The organism is Arthrobacter sp. MDB1-55 (assembly GCF_059092925.1).
Genome location: NZ_JBNHID010000004.1, coordinates 186,498 through 204,506, shown reverse-complemented (window position 1 = coordinate 204,506; position 18,009 = coordinate 186,498). Strand labels below are relative to the sequence as shown.

At 65.6% G+C, this 18,009-nt stretch carries 16 protein-coding genes; 2 read left to right on the top strand and 14 right to left on the bottom strand.

Annotated elements, in window-relative coordinates:
• Positions 1–441: 441 nt before the first annotated feature.
• The 4 genes from tyrS to AC5RU3_RS15585 all read right to left on the bottom strand — a co-directional run bounded on the left by tyrS (position 442) and on the right by AC5RU3_RS15585 (position 5,325).
• Positions 442–1,764 carry a tyrosine--tRNA ligase gene (tyrS, locus tag AC5RU3_RS15600; protein WP_375164443.1) on the bottom strand — a complete coding sequence of 441 codons (1,323 nt, stop codon included), beginning with the start codon at positions 1,762–1,764 and terminating at the stop codon, positions 442–444.
• Between the two features lie 12 nt (positions 1,765–1,776).
• On the bottom strand, positions 1,777–4,029 hold the full coding sequence (locus tag AC5RU3_RS15595) for a HelD family protein (protein ID WP_375164442.1): 2,253 nt from the start codon (positions 4,027–4,029) through the stop codon (positions 1,777–1,779).
• Positions 4,030–4,111: 82 nt separating this feature from the next.
• Positions 4,112–4,639, bottom strand: a complete 528-nt coding sequence (locus AC5RU3_RS15590) for an adenine phosphoribosyltransferase (protein ID WP_309124391.1) — start codon at positions 4,637–4,639, stop codon at positions 4,112–4,114.
• Positions 4,636–5,325, bottom strand: coding sequence for a DNA-3-methyladenine glycosylase (locus tag AC5RU3_RS15585; RefSeq protein WP_493966127.1), 690 nt, complete (start codon positions 5,323–5,325; stop codon positions 4,636–4,638). Before AC5RU3_RS15585 ends, AC5RU3_RS15590 begins: the two co-directional genes overlap by 4 nt.
• 92 nt (positions 5,326–5,417) lie before the next feature.
• On the opposite strand from AC5RU3_RS15585, the gene AC5RU3_RS15580 reads away from it, so the two are divergent.
• Positions 5,418–6,932: an AlkA N-terminal domain-containing protein gene (locus tag AC5RU3_RS15580; RefSeq protein ID WP_493966126.1), complete on the top strand. Its 1,515-nt coding sequence runs from the start codon at positions 5,418–5,420 to the stop codon at positions 6,930–6,932.
• A complete protein-coding gene (locus tag AC5RU3_RS15575) occupies positions 6,929–7,459 on the top strand; it encodes a methylated-DNA--[protein]-cysteine S-methyltransferase (RefSeq protein ID WP_493966125.1) in 531 nt (176 codons plus the stop codon). Before AC5RU3_RS15580 ends, AC5RU3_RS15575 begins: the two co-directional genes overlap by 4 nt.
• Here AC5RU3_RS15575 and AC5RU3_RS15570 read toward each other — a convergent pair.
• The 10 genes from AC5RU3_RS15570 to argC all read right to left on the bottom strand — a co-directional run bounded on the left by AC5RU3_RS15570 (position 7,423) and on the right by argC (position 17,919).
• The gene (locus tag AC5RU3_RS15570) at positions 7,423–8,292 is read right to left on the bottom strand and encodes an SRPBCC domain-containing protein (protein ID WP_493966124.1); all 870 of its coding nucleotides are present in this window, start codon (positions 8,290–8,292) and stop codon (positions 7,423–7,425) included. The two genes, AC5RU3_RS15575 and AC5RU3_RS15570, sit on opposite strands and share 37 nt — an antisense overlap.
• Positions 8,293–8,425: 133 nt before the next feature.
• Positions 8,426–9,181: a maleylpyruvate isomerase family mycothiol-dependent enzyme gene (locus tag AC5RU3_RS15565; RefSeq protein WP_493966123.1), complete on the bottom strand. Its 756-nt coding sequence runs from the start codon at positions 9,179–9,181 to the stop codon at positions 8,426–8,428.
• A gap of 68 nt (positions 9,182–9,249) precedes the next feature.
• Positions 9,250–10,698: an argininosuccinate lyase gene (gene argH / locus AC5RU3_RS15560; RefSeq protein WP_493966122.1), complete on the bottom strand. Its 1,449-nt coding sequence runs from the start codon at positions 10,696–10,698 to the stop codon at positions 9,250–9,252.
• A 3-nt stretch (positions 10,699–10,701) separates the two neighbouring features.
• Positions 10,702–11,904 carry an argininosuccinate synthase gene (locus tag AC5RU3_RS15555; protein ID WP_309072520.1) on the bottom strand — a complete coding sequence of 401 codons (1,203 nt, stop codon included), beginning with the start codon at positions 11,902–11,904 and terminating at the stop codon, positions 10,702–10,704.
• 79 nt (positions 11,905–11,983) lie between these two features.
• Positions 11,984–12,532, bottom strand: coding sequence for an arginine repressor (locus AC5RU3_RS15550; protein WP_309072521.1), 549 nt, complete (start codon positions 12,530–12,532; stop codon positions 11,984–11,986).
• Positions 12,529–13,476 (bottom strand): ornithine carbamoyltransferase, encoded by a 948-nt coding sequence (gene argF, locus AC5RU3_RS15545; protein ID WP_493966121.1) that lies wholly within the window; start codon positions 13,474–13,476, stop codon positions 12,529–12,531. Before argF ends, AC5RU3_RS15550 begins: the two co-directional genes overlap by 4 nt.
• Positions 13,473–14,777, bottom strand: coding sequence for an acetylornithine transaminase (locus tag AC5RU3_RS15540; protein WP_493966120.1), 1,305 nt, complete (start codon positions 14,775–14,777; stop codon positions 13,473–13,475). Before AC5RU3_RS15540 ends, argF begins: the two co-directional genes overlap by 4 nt.
• A complete protein-coding gene (gene argB, locus AC5RU3_RS15535) occupies positions 14,774–15,685 on the bottom strand; it encodes an acetylglutamate kinase (protein WP_309072507.1) in 912 nt (303 codons plus the stop codon). Before argB ends, AC5RU3_RS15540 begins: the two co-directional genes overlap by 4 nt.
• 36 nt (positions 15,686–15,721) lie before the next feature.
• Positions 15,722–16,891, bottom strand: a complete 1,170-nt coding sequence (argJ, locus tag AC5RU3_RS15530) for a bifunctional glutamate N-acetyltransferase/amino-acid acetyltransferase ArgJ (RefSeq protein ID WP_309072506.1) — start codon at positions 16,889–16,891, stop codon at positions 15,722–15,724.
• Positions 16,888–17,919 carry an N-acetyl-gamma-glutamyl-phosphate reductase gene (gene argC, locus AC5RU3_RS15525; RefSeq protein WP_493966119.1) on the bottom strand — a complete coding sequence of 344 codons (1,032 nt, stop codon included), beginning with the start codon at positions 17,917–17,919 and terminating at the stop codon, positions 16,888–16,890. The genes argJ and argC overlap by 4 nt, the downstream gene beginning before the upstream one ends.
• Between the last annotated feature and the right edge of the window lie 90 nt (positions 17,920–18,009).

Genomic DNA, 18,009 nt, shown 5'->3' with positions numbered 1-18,009 from the left:
CGGAAAAAGAAGGATCCATGCTGCACAAAATTCGAAACCAGCCAAAAAACCAGCCACCCACGGAGGTGAATGACCAGTAAATCAACCAATCAAAAAAACAATCGGTATCAACAAACATGGCACACTATTGAGTTCTCAAACAACAGAAGCAATTCACGTACTATGCAATTTGTTTTGCATTTCCGTGCTGCGGTGTTTCTAAATCTATTTCATTCTCTTTGTTTCTGTCAAATCGGCTTATTTGCCCGAATTCGTTCAAAACAATTCGAATTCACCCACCACAAATCGCCTGGCTTTGGACGCTGCCTTCGGCGCACGCCCGAACCACTTGAGTTTTAGGAGGGAGTTTGTCGCTGCTCAGCGGCGGCGACTCAGAAAACTTTACACGCCGTTCCGGCCCGGTGCAAATCCGCACCGGGCCGGACCTGTCTGCGTCTGAAACTAGCCGACCTCGACGGTCGCGAGGGTCCGCTTGCCCCGACGAAGGAGCAGAAAGCGCCCGTGAAGCAGTTGCTGTGATCCGACGGTTGCCTCGGGATCCGAAACCTTTTCGTTGTTCACGTAGGCGCCGCCTTCTGCAACGGTGCGGCGGGCCGCTGAGTTACTCGGCGCCAATCCGCTAGCCACCAGAAGGTCGATAATACCGAGCCCATTGCTGCCGACCTTCGCGCTCGGCAGCTCGGCTGTTGCAGCACGTAGCGTCATCTCATCGAGTGCGGCAAGATCGCCCTGCCCGAAGAGAGCCGCGGACGCGGCGATGACCTTCTCCGTTGCCTCAACGCTGTGAACCAGCGAGGTCACGTCGAAAGCCAGTGCGCGCTGAGCCTCCCGCAGGTGCGGCCGGCTCTCAACCGACTCAGCAAGGTGCTCAATTTCGGCGCGGCTACGGAACGTGAACACCTTCAGCCGGTCGATCACATCAGCGTCGGAGGTGTTGAGCCAGAACTGGTACATCGCGTACGGCGTGGTCATGTTCGGATCCAGCCATACTGCGTTGCCTTCACTCTTGCCGAACTTGGTGCCGTCGGAGTTGGTGATGAGCGGCGTTCCGATCGCGTGGACGCTCTTGCCCTCGACCTTGCGGATGAGCTCCGTGCCACTGGTCAGGTTGCCCCACTGGTCGGAGCCACCGGTTTGCAGTACACACTGGTGGTCCCGGAACAGATGAAGGTAATCCATCCCCTGCAGCACCTGGTAGCTGAACTCTGCGTAGCTGATGCCCTCATCCGAGTTGAGTCGCTTGGCGACTGTTTCCTTCTTGACCATGGTGCCGACCCGGAAGTGCTTGCCGACATCGCGAAGGAAATCGATGGCGCTCATGGGCGCCGTCCAGTCCAGGTTGTTGACCATGCGAGCGGCGTTGTCACCCTCGAAGCTCAGGAACCGCTGGACCTGGCCCTGCAGGTACCCAACCCACTCGGCAACGGTTTCCTTGGTGTTCATCGTGCGCTCAGCCGACGGCCGGGGATCCCCGACGAGCCCGGTGGAGCCTCCGACCAGACCGATTGGCCTGTGGCCGGCAAGCTGCAAACGACGCATGGTCAGCAGTTGGACAAGGTTGCCGAGGTGAAGGCTCGGAGCCGTCGGATCGAACCCGCAGTAATAAGTGATCGGCTCCCCTGCGAGAACCTTCTCCAGCTCCGTCTCGTCAGTGGAAACGTGAATCAGTCCACGCCACTTCAGTTCCTGCCAGAGGTTGTCGAAAGTGCTGTCATTCTGCTGCTGGTTCACGGCTGGACGGGCCGCCTCGATAGGTTGTTGCACCGCTTCAAAGTATCAGCCCTCAATGCCGTCGGGAATTTCGCCGGTTGAGATGAGACGAAGGCGCTGGGTAGGACGGGTCATCGCCACGTATAGGTCGCCAATTCGGACGGCCTCCTGCCGGAGCATCTCGGCCGGCTCGAGAACGATCACGCCATCGAATTCAAGACCCTTCGCGTCCCGCGGGGTGATAACCACGATGTCCTGGCCCAGTCCGCCCGCGCCCTGACCTACTCGGTTCCCATGAATACGGGTGACAGCGGAACGGACCTGCTCGACGATTCTCGCCGGGGCGATGACCGCTAGGAGCCCCCCGGCTATTGCGTCCAGTTCTTCAGGCAATGCGGACAGGAGTGCGGGTTCCAACTCGGTCACCCGATCGATCACCGGGTCCCACCGGCCATCACGGACCGCCTTCGGAGCAGACACCACCAGGCCGGCAGCATTGGCCATGCGTACGGCTGCCTCTGCGATCTGCGCAGGCGTGCGGTAGTTGACCGTAAGTTCCTCAAGCTGCCAGCGCTCCCCCACGAACGGTTCGAGCGCCTGTTGCCAGGAATGCGAACCGGCGATTGAGCTGGTCTGTGCGATATCACCCACGATGGTGAAGGACTTGAGGGGGCATTTGCGCATAAGCAACCGCCACTGCATGGGCGAGAGCTCCTGCGCTTCATCAACCACAACGTGCCCGTAGGCCCAGGTGCGGTCACCGGATGCGCGCTCGGCGGCGGTCAGGCGGGCTTCGGCCACGGTGTTGTGCTCGGCCAGTGCTTCCGCGGTCAGCATCCCATCGACGCCGGCATCTTCCAGGGTCGCGCTGACATTTTCGAGCGCGCGCTCCGCGTTGGCGAGGTCCCGGCGTCGTTCTTGTTCCTTCTCGGCGGCACTCCGGCCGGCTGAGGCATCGAGCTCCCCCAGCAATTCCGCTGCCTCGTCAAGCAGCGGCACGTCCGCCTCGGTCCATGGGGAGTCTTCCGGCCGGTACAGCAGTTCCCGTTCGGCGTCAGTCAGGTGGGGCGCCGCCGCTTCCAGGTGCGCAGGCTTCGAAAAGAGATCTCGCAGGAGTTTCTCGGGCGTCATCGGCATCCATGCGAGGTTCAGCGCGATCCGCACGTCCCGGGATGTCCGGACATCCTCGGCGAGGTACGAGCGGTCCGCCGTATTGCCGGCACCCGATGATTCCTCCAACTGCTCGGTCAACTGCTCGGTGAGTTCGCGCAGCATGATCTTCACGAACGTCGTCCGGGCGTCGTTGTGCTGTTTTCCGGTTGCCCGCGCGCGGTCACGGGCCCGCCGGACCTGCCGCGGCGTCAGGATGAGCGTTGTTCCCTCGACGTTGAGTTTGCGGTTCTCGGCCGGAATGCGCTGGCGGTTGGCGACCGCCTGCTTCACGACCTCTGCCATATCCAGCCGGCCCTTGAGCGCAGCAACCTCCTCGGAGGGCTCCGGCACCGCCCGGATGCCGGGCATCAGGCTCCCGATGCTGGCCATCACAACACCGGTTTCACCCAGTGAGGGCAACACGCGCTCGATGTATCTCATGAATGCGCTGGTTGGGCCGACGAGCAGCACGCCCGCCGACTTCAACCGCTCGCGGTGGGTGTAGAGCAGATACGCGGCCCGGTGCAGCGCCACTGCGGTCTTGCCCGTACCGGGACCACCCTGCACGACGACGACGCCCGGCAGCGGCGCACGGATGATGCGGTCCTGCTCGGATTGGATAGTGCCCACAATGTCGGACATTTGGCCCGTGCGCTTGGAATTCAGCGCGGCGAGCAGAGCGCCCTCGCCCTGGAGGGAATCGTCTTCCGTGAGCATGGAGGCGTCAAGGACGTCGTCCTCGATGGCCACGACGTCCCGCTTGGACAGGATGAGGTGGCGGCGGCGGCGCACACCCATGCGTTCGAAGGCGGTGGCCTGGTAGAACGTGCCGGCTTCGGGCGCCCGCCAGTCGACCATGAGCTGCTGCAGGTCTTCGGTGGACAGGCCGATACGACCGATGTAACGCTCTTCCTCCGTGTCGAGGTCCAGCCGTCCAAAGACGAGACGGTCATCGACAGCATTCAACTGCGCGAGCCGATCCTCATACATGGTCGCGAAGGCGTCGCGTTCGGACCGGTTCTGGTGTGAACCAGCGGATATTGTCCGGCGCACCTGATCGAGCTGGCGCTGCTTCTCGGCGCGGAGCTCATCAAGCCGCTGGTACAGACCGGCTACGTAGCGGCGCTCGTGTTCCAGTTCGTTCCGGGCTATGGACATTTCAGGCATTGCGCGTTCCCTCTCGCCAAGGCGGACCGTCAATTCTATCCCGCTGCGTGCGAATTTCCATGAGCGTCCGCCTTTTACACTGCTAAATGGTTACCAGGGCGTGAACAGGAGTTGGGACAGCCGCCCTGCCTCCAAGCCCTTCCAGCTCAAGCACGACGGCGGCTCCCACCACTTCGGCGCCTGCCCGTTCCAACAGGCGCACCGCCGCGGCGAGCGTTCCGCCGGTGGCGAGGACATCGTCAAGCACCAGCACACGGGTCCCCGGAGGGAACTCGTCGCGGTGAATTTCGACCGCTGCGTTCCCGTACTCAAGCGAATAGCTTTCGCTGTGCACCTGGCGGGGAAGTTTTCCCGGTTTGCGTACGGCGGTCACCCCTGTTCCGGCGCCATAGGCAGCCGCAGCGGCAAGGATGAAACCGCGCGCCTCCACTCCCGCCACCCGGTCGAACCTGCCCTCGAAAGGCTTGAGGAGGGCTGGAATGATCGCAGCGAATGCTTCTGCGTCCGCGAAGACGGGTGTCAGATCGCGGAACGTGACCCCGGGCTTGGGGAAGTCGGGAACGCTGACGCAGTGCGTGAGGATGAGGTCCCTGAGGGTCTGTACTGTCATGCCTGTCCTGACTGTGCTGGGGCTTCCCCGTGGACCGGAGCGCTTGCGGCAACCGCCGTGTTCCGTGCTGCCCGGGGCTTGGCAGCGGGCCGGTACACGGAAACGCTGGGTTCCCCCGCGAGCCAGTAGCGCCAGGGGTAGGCCGTGGATCCGCCCGGACCGCTCACTCCGACTCTGGGTCCGGTCTGCACGCGCAACGGGTCAGCCGGATGCTCGGGAAGCTCGAGCCGGAGCCGCTCCGAGAAGACGTCGCTGCCGTCGAGCGCGCGGTCGATCCCGAGTGCCTGCGCCAGCCGGGCCGGGCCGCGGGCGAGGTCCCGATCCGTACGCGGGTGTCCGCGCCTGCGCCGCGCTGTTTCCAGTCCGCTGACAACCTCTCCGGCGCGCAGCAGCAGACCGGTGGCGTTGCCCGGAACCCCGCACACGACGTTGGCGCAGTAGTGCATCCCGTAGGTGAAGTACACGTACAGGTGGCCGGCCTCTCCGAACATCGTGGCATTGCGTGCCGTCTGTCCGCGAAAGGCGTGCGAGCCCGGGTCTTCAGCGCCCATATATGCTTCCACTTCGGTAAGGCGCACCGTAACCGGGTCCACGCCGTCGTCGTGCGTCAGGTGTGCGCCAAGCAGGAGCGGCGCCACGTCGATGGCCGGATGCGCCAACCGGGCGCGTTGTAGTGCTGGATCCACCAAAAGACCGTATCAAGCCGGTCCCGAGTCCTCCGCACGGCGGTGTCCGATTTCCGCTAGCAGCGCACCATGCCGCCTGCGAGGATTGAGACATGGACTTCTGGCAGCAGTACCGCGCTATTGAGTCGCGGGACACGCGGTTCGACGGGCAATTCGTCACCGCAGTGGCAACGACAAAGATCTACTGCCGTCCATCCTGCCCGGCGCGCACACCCAAGCCCTCCAACGTCACGTTCTATCCCACGTCTGCGGCTGCGCACGAGGCGGGCTACCGCGCATGCAAACGGTGCCTGCCGGAAGCTGTGCCGGGGACCCCGGCCTGGAACCTGCGCTCTGACACCGCCGCGCGGGCTATGAGGCTCATTTCCGACGGCGAGATCGACCGCAGTGGTGTGCCGGGCCTTGCGCTCCGTTTGGGGTATTCAACCCGGCAGCTCGGTCGGATCCTTCAGTCCGAGCTCGGCGCCGGGCCGCTCGCCCTGGCGCGAGCCTCCCGTGCGCAAACGGCGCGGACGCTGCTTACGGCCACCGACATGCCGCTTTCCGATGTGGCATTCGCAGCGGGCTTCAACAGCGTCCGCCAATTCAACGAGACCATTCAGGAGGTGTATGACCTCTCCCCCTCCCAGCTCCGGCACCGCAGCCGCTTCCTGTCGCATGCTTCCACGGCTGCCGGCGCAGCGACCTCCCTGAGCCTGACACTGCCCACGCGGACCCCGTACGACGACGGCATCTTCACTTTCCTGGCGGCCCGCGCCGTAGCAGGGATCGAGGTAGCGGACGCGTCCAGTTACGCCCGTCTGGTCCGGCTGCCGGGCGGGGAAGGCTGGTTCCAGGCCCGACGCGCGCCCGGAGGCCTCAACGTCGCGGTCACAGTGGAGCACCTGAAGGACCTGCCCGTGCTGCTGGCCCGCATCCGGAGGTTGTTCGACCTTGATGCCGACCCTACGGCGATCGACGATGTCCTCTCCGCGGACCCTTCGCTGCAGGCGCGCGTCCAGAGGTATCCGGGCATGCGCCTGCCTGGTGCGGTCGACGCCCATGAGATCCTCATTCGGGCCATGGTGGGCCAGCAGATTTCCGTCGCGGCCGCCACCGGGGTTCTCACCATCCTCGCCGAACTGGGTGAACCTTCAACGCTTGGGCGTCCCGGGCACAGCCGGCTGTTCCCCACTGCAGGATCAATCGCGGACGGTGCTGCCCCCCTGTTGAAGGGGCCCACCCGGCGACGGGAAAGCCTGGTGGGAGCCGCCGGCGCCCTCGCCGAGGGGAGCGTTGTGATCGGGCTCCAGGACACCCCCGCGGAATTGGCAGAGAAGCTCCTGCCTCTGCCGGGGATCGGTCCGTGGACTGTACGCTATGCGGCGATGCGGATCCTTGGCGCGACCGACATTCACCTCGCCAACGACGCCGCTGTCCGGTCGGGCCTGGCCCGGCTTTCCGTTGGTCTCTCTGACGTCCGTGAAACCGAGGCCTGGTTCGAGCGGTTCAGCCCCTGGCGCTCCTATGCGACGCTCCACCTCTGGCGGCTCGCTGCTGAAAAGCCGTCCAGACCCCAGTCATCGGCACACTCCGCAGACACTTCCCGAAAGGCACTGGCATCATGACCGCCCAGACCGTAACCGTCTCCACCCCGGACGGGCCGTTCACCGTCATCGAACGCGACGGGGTGGTTCTTGCCTCCGGCTGGACTGCCGACGTCGCCGAACTCACCGGCCAGATCCACCCAACACTGCAGGCGGAACACATCCGCCCGGTCAGTCACGCCAGCCCCATCACGGACGCGGTGGCTGCCTACTACGACGGCGATCTCGCGGCTATCGAGGCCGTCCCGGTGCAGCAGTTGTCGGGGCCGTTCCGGAGTCACGCGTGGGAGATTCTGCGCACGGTTGCACCCGGGAAGCCGGTCACCTATTCCGAGTATGCACGCCTGTCCGGGCGCCCATCCGCGATCCGGGCCGCTGCGGGAGCCTGTGCCTTCAACGCCGCTGCCCTGTTTGTTCCCTGCCACCGTGTGATCCGGACAGACGGAAGCCTCGGCGGGTTCCGGTGGGGAGTTGCCGTGAAGACGAGCCTGCTGGCGCGTGAAGCAGCGGCTCAACCGGCGGGAGCCGTGTCGAGCGTAGCCCGGTAAAAGTCCTCCAATGCATGCAGCTTCCGCATGCTGGTGTGCGGCTGGTCGCCCTCCACCGACACCGCCACGGCGTCCAGATGAGCATGCCACTGGGCCATCAGGGCCGGCGCGACAGCTGGATCCTCAATCACGTGGCGGACAGTAAGGCGGGTGCTGGAACCCTCTGCGGTGAAGTCGACCTCCGCCTGTTCGACCCTCGGCTGTTGCTCCGGGTCGGCTGTGAGTGCGTCCTTGACGAGCGGCAGGGTGGAACTGAGGCGGCGGTCGAAGTGGACCATGGTGACGCCGTCGTCGGTTTCCATCCAGCCCATCGTGTTGGAAACATCGAACTCCTGGGAATAGGCATCCCGGAGGGCCGCCCAGTCCCCCGGCGGGGCCGGTTCCCGGCCTGCGGCCACGTCATCGAGCGCGGCGAGGATGTGCTGCCAGCCGGCGGCACCCTCGGTCAGGAAGTCGGCCGTCTCGGAGCGTGCCCGTAACTGCAGCAGAGTACCGCCGTCACTTTCCAGGACCCGCCATTCCAGGATGGACTCGAAACCCAGTGCATCGTCCCAGCTGATCTGGAGGCTGGTGGGTGGGTTCAGTTGCAGGACTGTCCCGGTAGAGGTTCCCCCGCCCAGGTCCAGGAAATACTCCTTTCCCAGCTCCCATTCCCCGGCGAGTTCGCCGAGCCAGAGCCGAACCTTCCCGGGGTTCGTCAGAAGGCTCCAGATGTAGGAGCGGGGGTAGTCGAATTGACGGTCGAAAGCGAGAACGTACCCGTCGCTCAGCCGTTCGATCCGGCCAAGCGGCACAACGGAGTGCGCAGCTGATTGTTCAACTTCCGACGTCATGGCGTCTGCCTTCGCTTCTGTGGGCGCGTGGGTGCCTCCCAACTTAGCGCAGTGCCGGACCCCTGATAAGGGCTCCGAAGGGTCAAAGGCCTAATGTTTCGAGACTGCCGATGAGCCGGGCGCGAAGGTCCCGTCAGGCGCGCGGAGGCACTGCCGCCGGCCACGGCAGGAGTTCCGGGAGGGCAATGCCGTCTGCTGCGGCGGTCGCGTTCAGTCCACCCAGCGGCTTGCGTCCGGCAAGCCATGCGGCGATGTCCTGCAGCAACCCGGTGACGACGACGGTGCGCGCCGGTGTTCCGGGTCCGCTCGACAGCGTGCGCGGCTGCTCACCCAGCGGTTGGAGCTTGAGTGCCGTTCCGTCCGGGATACGTGCAGCGAGGAAGCCGAAGAGGTAATGGCAGAACGTGTTGTCCCAGTCGAGGGAAGTTCGTCCCGTGTCGAGGTCGGAGGCATGGATGACCAGTTCCCTCCAGAGGGCAAGCCCGCCGTCGCGCACCGTACCGTTCCGGTAGGCGATGCGCGCGTCCCACCCGCTGCCCTGAAGGGCGGCGAAACGTGCGACGACGGCTTCGACCGCCTCTGTGAGGCTCCGCAGCTGCTCGTCGACGGGGCGCTGCGCCCGCCGCTCAATGTCGCGGTTCCGGCCGTCGAACCCGTCGTCGTAAAACTCGATGGTCTCGCCCTGGGCTGCGTACTCAAGCTGGCGTGCCATCGCGCGCGCCACTCCCTCGACGTGCGCGAGAACGAAGGCACGGTTCCATCCGGGAAGGACCGAGGGCGCAGTGACTGCTGCCGCGTCCAGGCCGGCAGCGGCCGCGAGCAGTTCACGGCCGGCGTCGGCTAGCCGTTCGGCGAGGTTTTCGGGCACGGCAGTCTCTGGTGTGTTCACGGCTATCCTCCGGGTGGGCAGGGGCGGTCAGTCCCGACAATACCCGCTGCCCTCCCGGAGGCCGACCGTCAGCCCTGCGGCGGCAGCAGTGTCGAGCGCACGTTGAGCAGCTGGGTGTTCAAGGCCTCCAGCTGGCGCCGAACGGCAGCCGGAGCTGTGCCGCCCTGCGAGTCTCGGCTGCTCAGCGATCCTTCAACCGTGAGCACCTCCCGCACACCCGGTGTGAGGTGTTCCGAGATGCCGGCATAGTCCTCGTCGCTCAGGTCCCACAGCTCCACACCGCGGCTTTCAGCCAGCTTGACCGCTGCGCCGGACAGTTCGTGGGCTTCGCGGAAGGGCACGCCCTGGCGGACCAGCCACTCGGCCACATCCGTGGCGAGAGCGAATCCAAGCGGCGCCAGCGACGCCATGCGCTCGGTGTTGAAGGTCAAAGTGGCGATCATTCCCGACACGGCAGGCAGGAGTACCTCGAGGGTGTCGATGGCATCGAACACCGGCTCCTTGTCCTCCTGAAGGTCCCGGTTGTACGCCAGGGGCAAACCCTTGAGCGTGGCGAGCAGTCCGGTCAGGTTCCCGATCAGCCTTCCGGCCTTCCCGCGGGCGAGCTCCGCAACATCCGGGTTCTTCTTCTGCGGCATGATCGATGACCCGGTGGAGAAGGAATCGTGCAGGGTGACAAAGGAGAATTCCTTGGTCGCCCAGAAGATGACCTCCTCGCTGATCCGCGAAAGATCGACGCCGATCATCGAGGCCACCCACGCGAATTCCGCGTAGACGTCCCGCGCCGCCGTGCCGTCGATCGAATTGTGCGTCGCCGAGTCGAACCCGAGCTCTGCGGCAACCGCTTCAGGGTCGAGGCCGAGGGAGGATCCGGCCAGCGCCCCTGAACCGTAGGGTGACACCGCAGCGCGGCGGTCCCAGTCCTGGAACCGCTGCAGGTCACGCAGCAAAGCCCAGGCATGCGCGAGCAGGTGATGGCTCAGCAGTACCGGTTGTGCGTGCTGCAGGTGGGTGCGGCCCGGCATCGGCACTTCGAGGTGCTTCTGGGCCTGCTCCACAAGTGCGTCGATCGTGGCGAGGACGCCGCCTGCGATGATGCGGGCATGCTCACGCAGGTACATCCTGCCCAGCGTGGCAACCTGGTCGTTGCGTGAACGGCCGGCCCGCAGCTTTCCGCCGAGCGCCGGTCCGGCGCGTTCGATCAGTCCGCGCTCGAGCGAGCCGTGCACGTCCTCGTCAGAGTCGGCGGGGAGGTAGGCGCCCGTGCGGACGTCGTCGTCGAGCGCGTCCAGGGCAGCCAGCATGCCGGAAAGTTCGCCGTCGTCGAGCAGGCCGGCGCGGTGCAGCACACGGGCGTGCGCCCGTGATCCGGCAATATCGTGGCGGGCCAACCGCCAGTCGAAGTGCGTCGACTTGCTCAGGGCAGCGAGGGCGTCCGCGGGGCCGCCGGAGAACCGGCCGCCCCACAGCGAGCCCTCGTTGGTGCCGGTTGCGGCTGTACCGCGTGCCTCCGTCACTGCCTAGTTCCCCGCGCGCTGATCGCGACCCGATGCCACCTTGGAGGACAGGCCGAAGATCTCGATGAACCCGCGGGCCATCGACTGGTCGAAGGTGTCACCGGTGTCGTACGTTGCGAGATTGAAGTCGTAGAGGCCGACGTCGGACCGGCGACCGGTGACGGTCGCGCGGCCGCCGTGAAGTTCCATGCGGACGTCGCCGGACACGTAGCGCTGGGTGTCATCGATGAAAGTTTCCAGCGAGCGCTTCAGCGGAGAGAACCACTGGCCGTCGTAGACCAGTTCGGTCCAGCGCTGGTCAACAGTCTTCTTGAACCGTGCCTGCTCACGCTCGACGGTGACGTTCTCGAGCTCGCGGTGGGCGGTGATGAGGGCCATGGCGCCGGGAGCCTCATAGATTTCACGGCTCTTGATTCCCACCAGCCGGTCTTCGACGATGTCGATGCGGCCCACGCCCTGGGCGCCGGCGCGGCGGTTCAGTTCCTCGATCGCCTGCAGCGGAGTAACGGCGTGTCCGTCGATCGCAACGGGGATGCCTTCCTTGAAGGTGATGACTACTTCATCCGGTGCCGGGGAGAACTCGGGCGAGTCGGTGTAGTCGTAGACGTCCTTGGTGGGGCCGTTCCAGATGTCCTCGAGGAAGCCGGTCTCGACGGCGCGTCCCCAGACGTTCTGGTCGATCGAGAACGGGTTCTTCTTGGTGGTTTCAATCGGCAGGCCCTTCTCCTCGGCGAAGGCGATTGCCTTGTCACGGGTGAGGGCGAGATCGCGGACGGGGGCAATGCACTTCAGGTCCGGGCCGAGGGTCTGGATGCCGACCTCGAAGCGGACCTGGTCGTTGCCCTTGCCGGTGCAGCCGTGCGCCACGGTCGAGGCCCCGAACTCACGTGCAGCGGCGACGAGGTGCTTGACGATCACGGGCCGGGAGATAGCCGACACCAGGGGGTACGCATCCATGTACAGCGCGTTGGCGCGAAGGGTCGGCATGCAGTACTCGTTGGCGAACTCGTCGCGGGCGTCGGCCACATAGGCTTCGACGGCGCCGCAGCCGAGGGCACGCTGGCGGATGGTCTCCAGGGATTCGCCGCCCTGTCCGACGTCGACAGCGACAGCCACTACTTCTGCTCCGGTTGCTTCGGCAATCCAGCCGATGGCCACCGAGGTATCCAGTCCGCCCGAGTAGGCAAGGACAATGCGTTCAGTCACTGAAATAGCTCCTTTTGTTTCTTCGAATGATGTGGAATGTTCGGTGGTCTGTCTGGTCGGGATGTCTGTTGCGTCCCGCTCAGGACGCGGCCTCATGGGCGAACTGCAGGAAACGGGCTGCGACGTCGGCTCCGCCGGCCGGATCACGGGTGACCAGCAGGATGGTGTCGTCTCCGGCGATCGTACCCAGCACGGACGGCATGACCGAATGATCGATCGCCAGGGCCAGGAAGTTCGCTGCGCCCGGAGGCGTCCGCAGGACCACCAGGTTCCCTGAAGCCTCAGCCGTCACCAGCAGTTCACCGCACAGCCGGGACAGCCGCGAGTCCAGAATCTCCTGGCTGACGCCGCTCTGGGGAGCACGTCCGCCGCCCTCTCCCGGAACGGCGTAGACAAGCGCGCCGTCCTTGCCGCGGACGCGCACTGCGCCCAACTCCACGAGGTCACGGGACAGTGTGGCCTGGGTGACCTGGAGTCCGTCGTCTGCCAGCAGGTCCGCCAGTTCCGACTGCGACCGCACGGACTGCGACGTGAGCAGGGCGGTGATCCGCGCCTGCCGCGCCGTCTTGGTTGTGGGCTGCCCGGTCGGCTGGGCGCCGGCCGAACCCGCAGGGGCAGCGGAGGTCACGAGCGCTCCATGAGCCACACCATCAGCGCCTTTTGCGCGTGCAACCGGTTCTCGGCCTCGTCCCACACGAGGGATTGCGGGCCGTCGATCACACCGGCGGAAATCTCGTATCCGCGGTAGGCGGGCAGGCAGTGGAGGACGACGGCGTCAGCCGCCACCTGGGAGAGCAGCGCCTCATCCACCGCGTACGGACGGAACAGCTCGAACCGCGCACTCTTGGCGGCCTCGTCCTCGATCTCCTGGCCCATGGATACCCAGGTGTCCGTGGCGATGACGTCGGCGCCCGTTGCGGCCTCACCGGCATCGGTGGTGATGAGTACCGATCCGCCGGTTTCTGCCGCACGCTTGTTGGCGGCGTCGACGATGCGTTGTTCCGGCAGGTACCCCTCGGGACCGGCGATGCGGACGTGCATACCCGCGGTGACGCCGGCGAGGAGGTACGAGTTTGCCATGTTGTTCGCGGCGTCACCGAAGTAGGAGAGGGTGAGGCCCGCCAGCTTGCCCCTGTGCTCCCTGATGGTGAGCAGGTCGGCAAGCAGCTGGCACGGGTGGTAGTCATCCGACAGCGCATTGATGACGGGAACGGAGGAAGCCGCAGCCATTTCTTCGAGCCCGGCCTGGGCGTAAGTGCGCCAGACTATCGTGGAGACCATCCGCTCCAGCACCTTGGCCGTGTCCGTGATTGATTCCTTGTGCCCGAGCTGCGACTCCCCCGCACCGATGATGAGCGGCACCCCGCCGAGGTCTGCGATACCGGTGGCGAAGGACACGCGCGTCCGCGTGGAGGTCTTGTCGAAGATGACCGCGACAGTCTTGCGCCCGCTGCCCTCGCCCACGTACGTGGAGTTTGAGTACGGTGCCTTCTTCAGCTCGAGCGCGAGATCCAGGACCTCGTTCTGCTCAGCCTGAGTGAGGTCGGTGTCGAGAAGGAAGTGGCGGGTCATGCGGAATCCTCCGGTGGCTGGGCTGCGGTGTTCTGTTCGTGGGTGTATCGCGCAGTGTCGAGAATCCCGGGCAGCGCGTCGAGGAAAGTTTGTGCTTCCGCCCGGGTCAGGATGAGCGGCGGCGCGAGCCGTAGTGTGCGGGGTGCCGGGGCGTTGATGATAAAGCCCCGCTCCAGAGCTTCCTTGACGGCCTCGGCTGAATAATCGCCGTCAAGGTCAAAGCCGATGAGCAGGCCTTCGCCGCGGACGTCCTCCACTGCGTCCACCTCGGCGAGGGCGCCGCGGAGGAAGCTGCCGACGTCGTCCGCGTTGCGCAGCACCGCGCCCGCTTCCAGCGCATGCACAGTGGCAAGCGCTGCGGCGGTTGCGACAGGATTCCCACCGAAGGTGGTGCCGTGCTGGCCCGGCGTCAGCAAGGCCGACACCTCACTGCCGAACGTCACAAGCGCGCCGATGGGGAAGCCGCCGCCGAGTCCCTTGGCCAGGGTCATGGCGTCGGGAGTGATGCCGCTTGCCTGGTGTGCGAACCAGCGCCCGGTACGTCCGACGCCGGTCTGGACCTCGTCGAGGATCAGCAGGGCTCCGGCCTTGCTGGTCAGCTCCCGCGCCTTCTGCAGGTAGCTCATGCTGAGGGGACGCACGCCGGCCTCGCCCTGGATGGGCTCCAGCACGACGGCGGCGACCGTCTCGTCCAGCGCTGCCTCCAGCGCCTGCAAGTCATTGAAGGGCAGGTGCTCCACACCGCCCGGAAGCGGTTCGAACGGCGCCCGGTAGGCCTGCTTCGACGTGAGGGCGAGCGCGCCCATGGTGCGGCCGTGGAAGCCGCCTTCGAGAGCGAGGATGCGCGTCCGCGGCTTTCCGTCGTGGGACGGAGCGCTGTTGCGGCGGGCCAGCTTGAAGGCAGCCTCGACTACTTCGGTGCCCGAATTCGCGAAGAATACCTTCGAGCCGGCGGGTGCGCCGGCAAGGGACAGGAGCTTTTCGGCAAGCGCCACCTGAGTGGGACTGGTGAAGAAGTTCGAGACGTGGCCCAGGGTAGCCAACTGTGAGGAGATGACTGAGGTGACGAAGGGATGGGCGTGACCCAGAGCATTGACGGCGATGCCGCCAAGCAGGTCGAGGTACTGCTTTCCGTCGGCGTCCCACACGAGGCACCCCGCGCCCCGGACAAGCACACGCTGCGGCGTACCGAAGACCCCGAGCAGGGCGTCGGAATATCGCTGCAGCCATTCCTGGCCCTTCGCCGGATCCACGAGCGCTGCTGCGGCAGCAGTCTCGATCGACGTTTCCCTGGTGCTCATGCGATGACGTCCTCGTCCGGCACAACCTGGGTGCCTATTCCGGCGGTGGTGAAGATCTCGAGCAGCATGGAGTGCGGCAGGCGCCCGTCGACGATGTGGGCACGCTCCACTCCCCCGTCGACGGCCTTGAGGCAGGCGGCCATTTTCGGAATCATTCCCGATTCGAGCCCCGGCAGGAGGTTGCGCAGTTCCGCCGCCGTCAGCGAGGAGATGAGGCTGGTGCGGTCCGGCCAGTTCGAGTAGAGGCCTTCGACATCTGTCAGGATGACAAGTTTCGATGCCCCCAGGGCTTCGGCAAGGGCCGCCGCCGCAGTGTCCGCGTTGACGTTGAGCACCTGTCCGGTCCCGCTGCCGGAGTCGTCGATCTCGGGCGCAACCGTGGAGATCACTGGAATGCGTCCGGCCTCGAGAATGTCCAGGATGGCTGATGGGTTGACTCCCACAACCTCACCGACCAATCCAAGGTCGACTTCCTCGCCGTCGACCACCGTGCCGGTCCTGATGGCGCGCAGCAATCCGCCGTCCTCACCCGAGAGACCCACTGCGTAAGGGCCGTGTGAGTTGATCAGGCCCACCAGTTCGCGGCCCACCTGGCCCGTGAGGACCATGCGGACGACGTCCATCGCCTCCGGTGTGGTGACCCGCAGCCCGCCTTTGAACTCGGACGCTATGCCGAGCCGGTCCAGCATGCCGTTGATCTGGGGCCCACCGCCGTGCACCACGACGGGGCGGATCCCGGCATGGTGCAGGAAGACGATGTCTTCGGCGAAAGCACGGCGCAGGTCGTCGTTGACCATGGCATTGCCGCCGTACTTGATGACCATGGTGGTGCCGGCGAACCGCTGGATCCAGGGCAGTGCCTCGATCAGGGTCGCCGCCTTGTCCTGTGCAGCGTTGAGAGTGTTCATGTGGTCCTTCGACTCAGCGTCTTCGGCTTCAGCGTGTCAGCTGGAGTAGGCGGAGTTCTCGTGCACGTAGTCGTGGGTGAGGTCGTTCGTCCAGATGGTCGCGGTCTCGGAACCTGCGTTGAGGTTTATTTCCACGGTGACCAGGCGGCCGCTCAGGTCCACCAGTTCCCGCGGATCACCGATGCCGCCGTCGCGGCAGATCTGCACTCCGTTCATGGCTACGTCAAGACGATCCGGTTCAAAGGCGGCGTCAGTGGTGCCGACTGCAGCCAGCACCCGGCCCCAGTTCGGGTCGTTGCCGAAAATCGCGGCCTTGAACAGGTTGGAGCGGGCGACTGAGCGCCCGACGGCCTCGGCGTCTGCTTCGGTGGCGGCATTGATCGTCTTGATGGCGATGGTGTGGCTGGCACCTTCAGCATCTTCGATGAGCTGATGGGCCAGAGACGCGCAGACACCGGTGAGCGCCTCGGCGAATTGAGCCGCGTCCGGCCGTACTCCGCTCGCGCCGGAGGAGAGCAGGACAACGGTGTCGTTGGTGGACATGCAGCCGTCGGAGTCGGCGCGGTCGAAGGTGACCCGGGTTGCCGCACGCAGTGCGGCGTCCAGCACAGCGGGGTCCAGTACGGCGTCGGTGGTCAGCACAACCAGCATGGTTGCCAACCCCGGAGCCAGCATGCCTGCGCCTTTGGCCATTCCGCCGATGGAGTAGCCCTCGCTCGGAGCGTCCTGCGTTGCCGGGTAGGTGGCGGTCTTGGACACCGAGTCGGTGGTCATGATCGCTTCTGCTGCGGCCCGCCCACCGCCGTCGGACAGCAGGCCCACGGCCTCGCTCACGCCGGGCAGCAGCTTGTCCATCGGCAGTTGCTCGCCGATGAGGCCGGTGGAGCAGACGAAGACGTCCGTTGCCGAAACGCCCAGTGCCTCAGCCGCGAATTCCGCAGTGCGGTGAGTGTTCTGGAACCCCTCCGGGCCGGTGCAGGCGTTCGCTCCGCCGGAGTTGAGGACGACGGCGTCGACCCGCCCGTCGGAGACGACCTGACGGGACCAGTGAACCGGCGCAGCCGCCACCCGGTTGGAGGTGAAGACTGCCGCCGCATGGTGATGCGGACCGTCATTGACGACGACGGCGATATCCCGCGCGCCGGTCGACTTCAGTCCTGCGGCAACGCCTGCTGCGCGGAAACCCCGCGGCTCGGTAACGCTCACGGTGCTACTCCTGATCCGTTCAAACCCGTGGTCTCCGGCAGACCGAGGGCAATATTCATGGACTGCACCGCGCCACCGGCGGTGCCCTTGGTGAGATTGTCGATCGCGCAGGTGATGATGACGCGGCCGGCATGCTCATCGAAAGCGAGCTGAAGCTGTGCGTTGTTGGAGGCGATCACCGATTTGGTGGCCGGCCACTGTCCTTCCGGCAGCAGAGTGACGAAAGGTTCGTCGTCGTACGCAGTCTCCCAGGCCTCACGCAGGCGCGCTGCCGTGGTGCCGGCAACGACGCGGGCGGTCGCCGTCGTCAGGATTCCCCGCGACATGGGAGCGAGGGTAGGTGTGAAGGAGACGGTGACCGGCGTGCCCGCCGCCCAGCCCAGCCCCTGCTCGACCTCCGGGGTATGCCGGTGGCTGCCGCCCACTCCGTAGGGACTCATGCCGCCCATCATTTCGGAACCGAGCAGGTGCGGTTTGAGCGCCTTGCCGGCACCTGACGCACCCGAGGCAGAGACGATCACGACGTCGTCAGGCTCAAGCAGTCCTGCCGTGAACCCCGGGGTAAGGGCGAGGAGGGCGCTGGTGGGATAGCATCCCGGAACGGCGATGCGCCGAGCGCCGCGCAGGCTATCGCGTGCACCCGGCAGCTCGGGGAGTCCATAGGGCCAGGTGCCTGCGTGCGGGGATCCGTAGAAGCGGTGCCAGGCGTCGGCGTCTTCGAGTCTGTGATCGGCTCCGGCGTCGATGACAAGGACGTCGGGGGGCAGTTGCGCGGCGACCTCGGCACTGGCGCCATGCGGCAGGGCCAGGAAGACGACGTCGTGTCCGCTGAGATTGTCAGCGTTGGTCTCCTCGATGACCCGGTCAGCAAGGGGGTGCAGATGCGGCTGCACCTCACCCAGCCGGCTGCCGGCACTGCTGTGTGCGGTGATCGCACCGATGGTCACGTCCGGATGTGTGGAGAGCAGACGCAGGACTTCGCCGCCTGCATAGCCGCTTGCTCCGGATACCGCCACGGAAATACTCATGCGAATCATCGTACAGTAAACCTATTCACTAGAACACATAGTTATGCACTCAACTTGCGGACAGAAGGAATGACCGCGCCGCAACCCCGG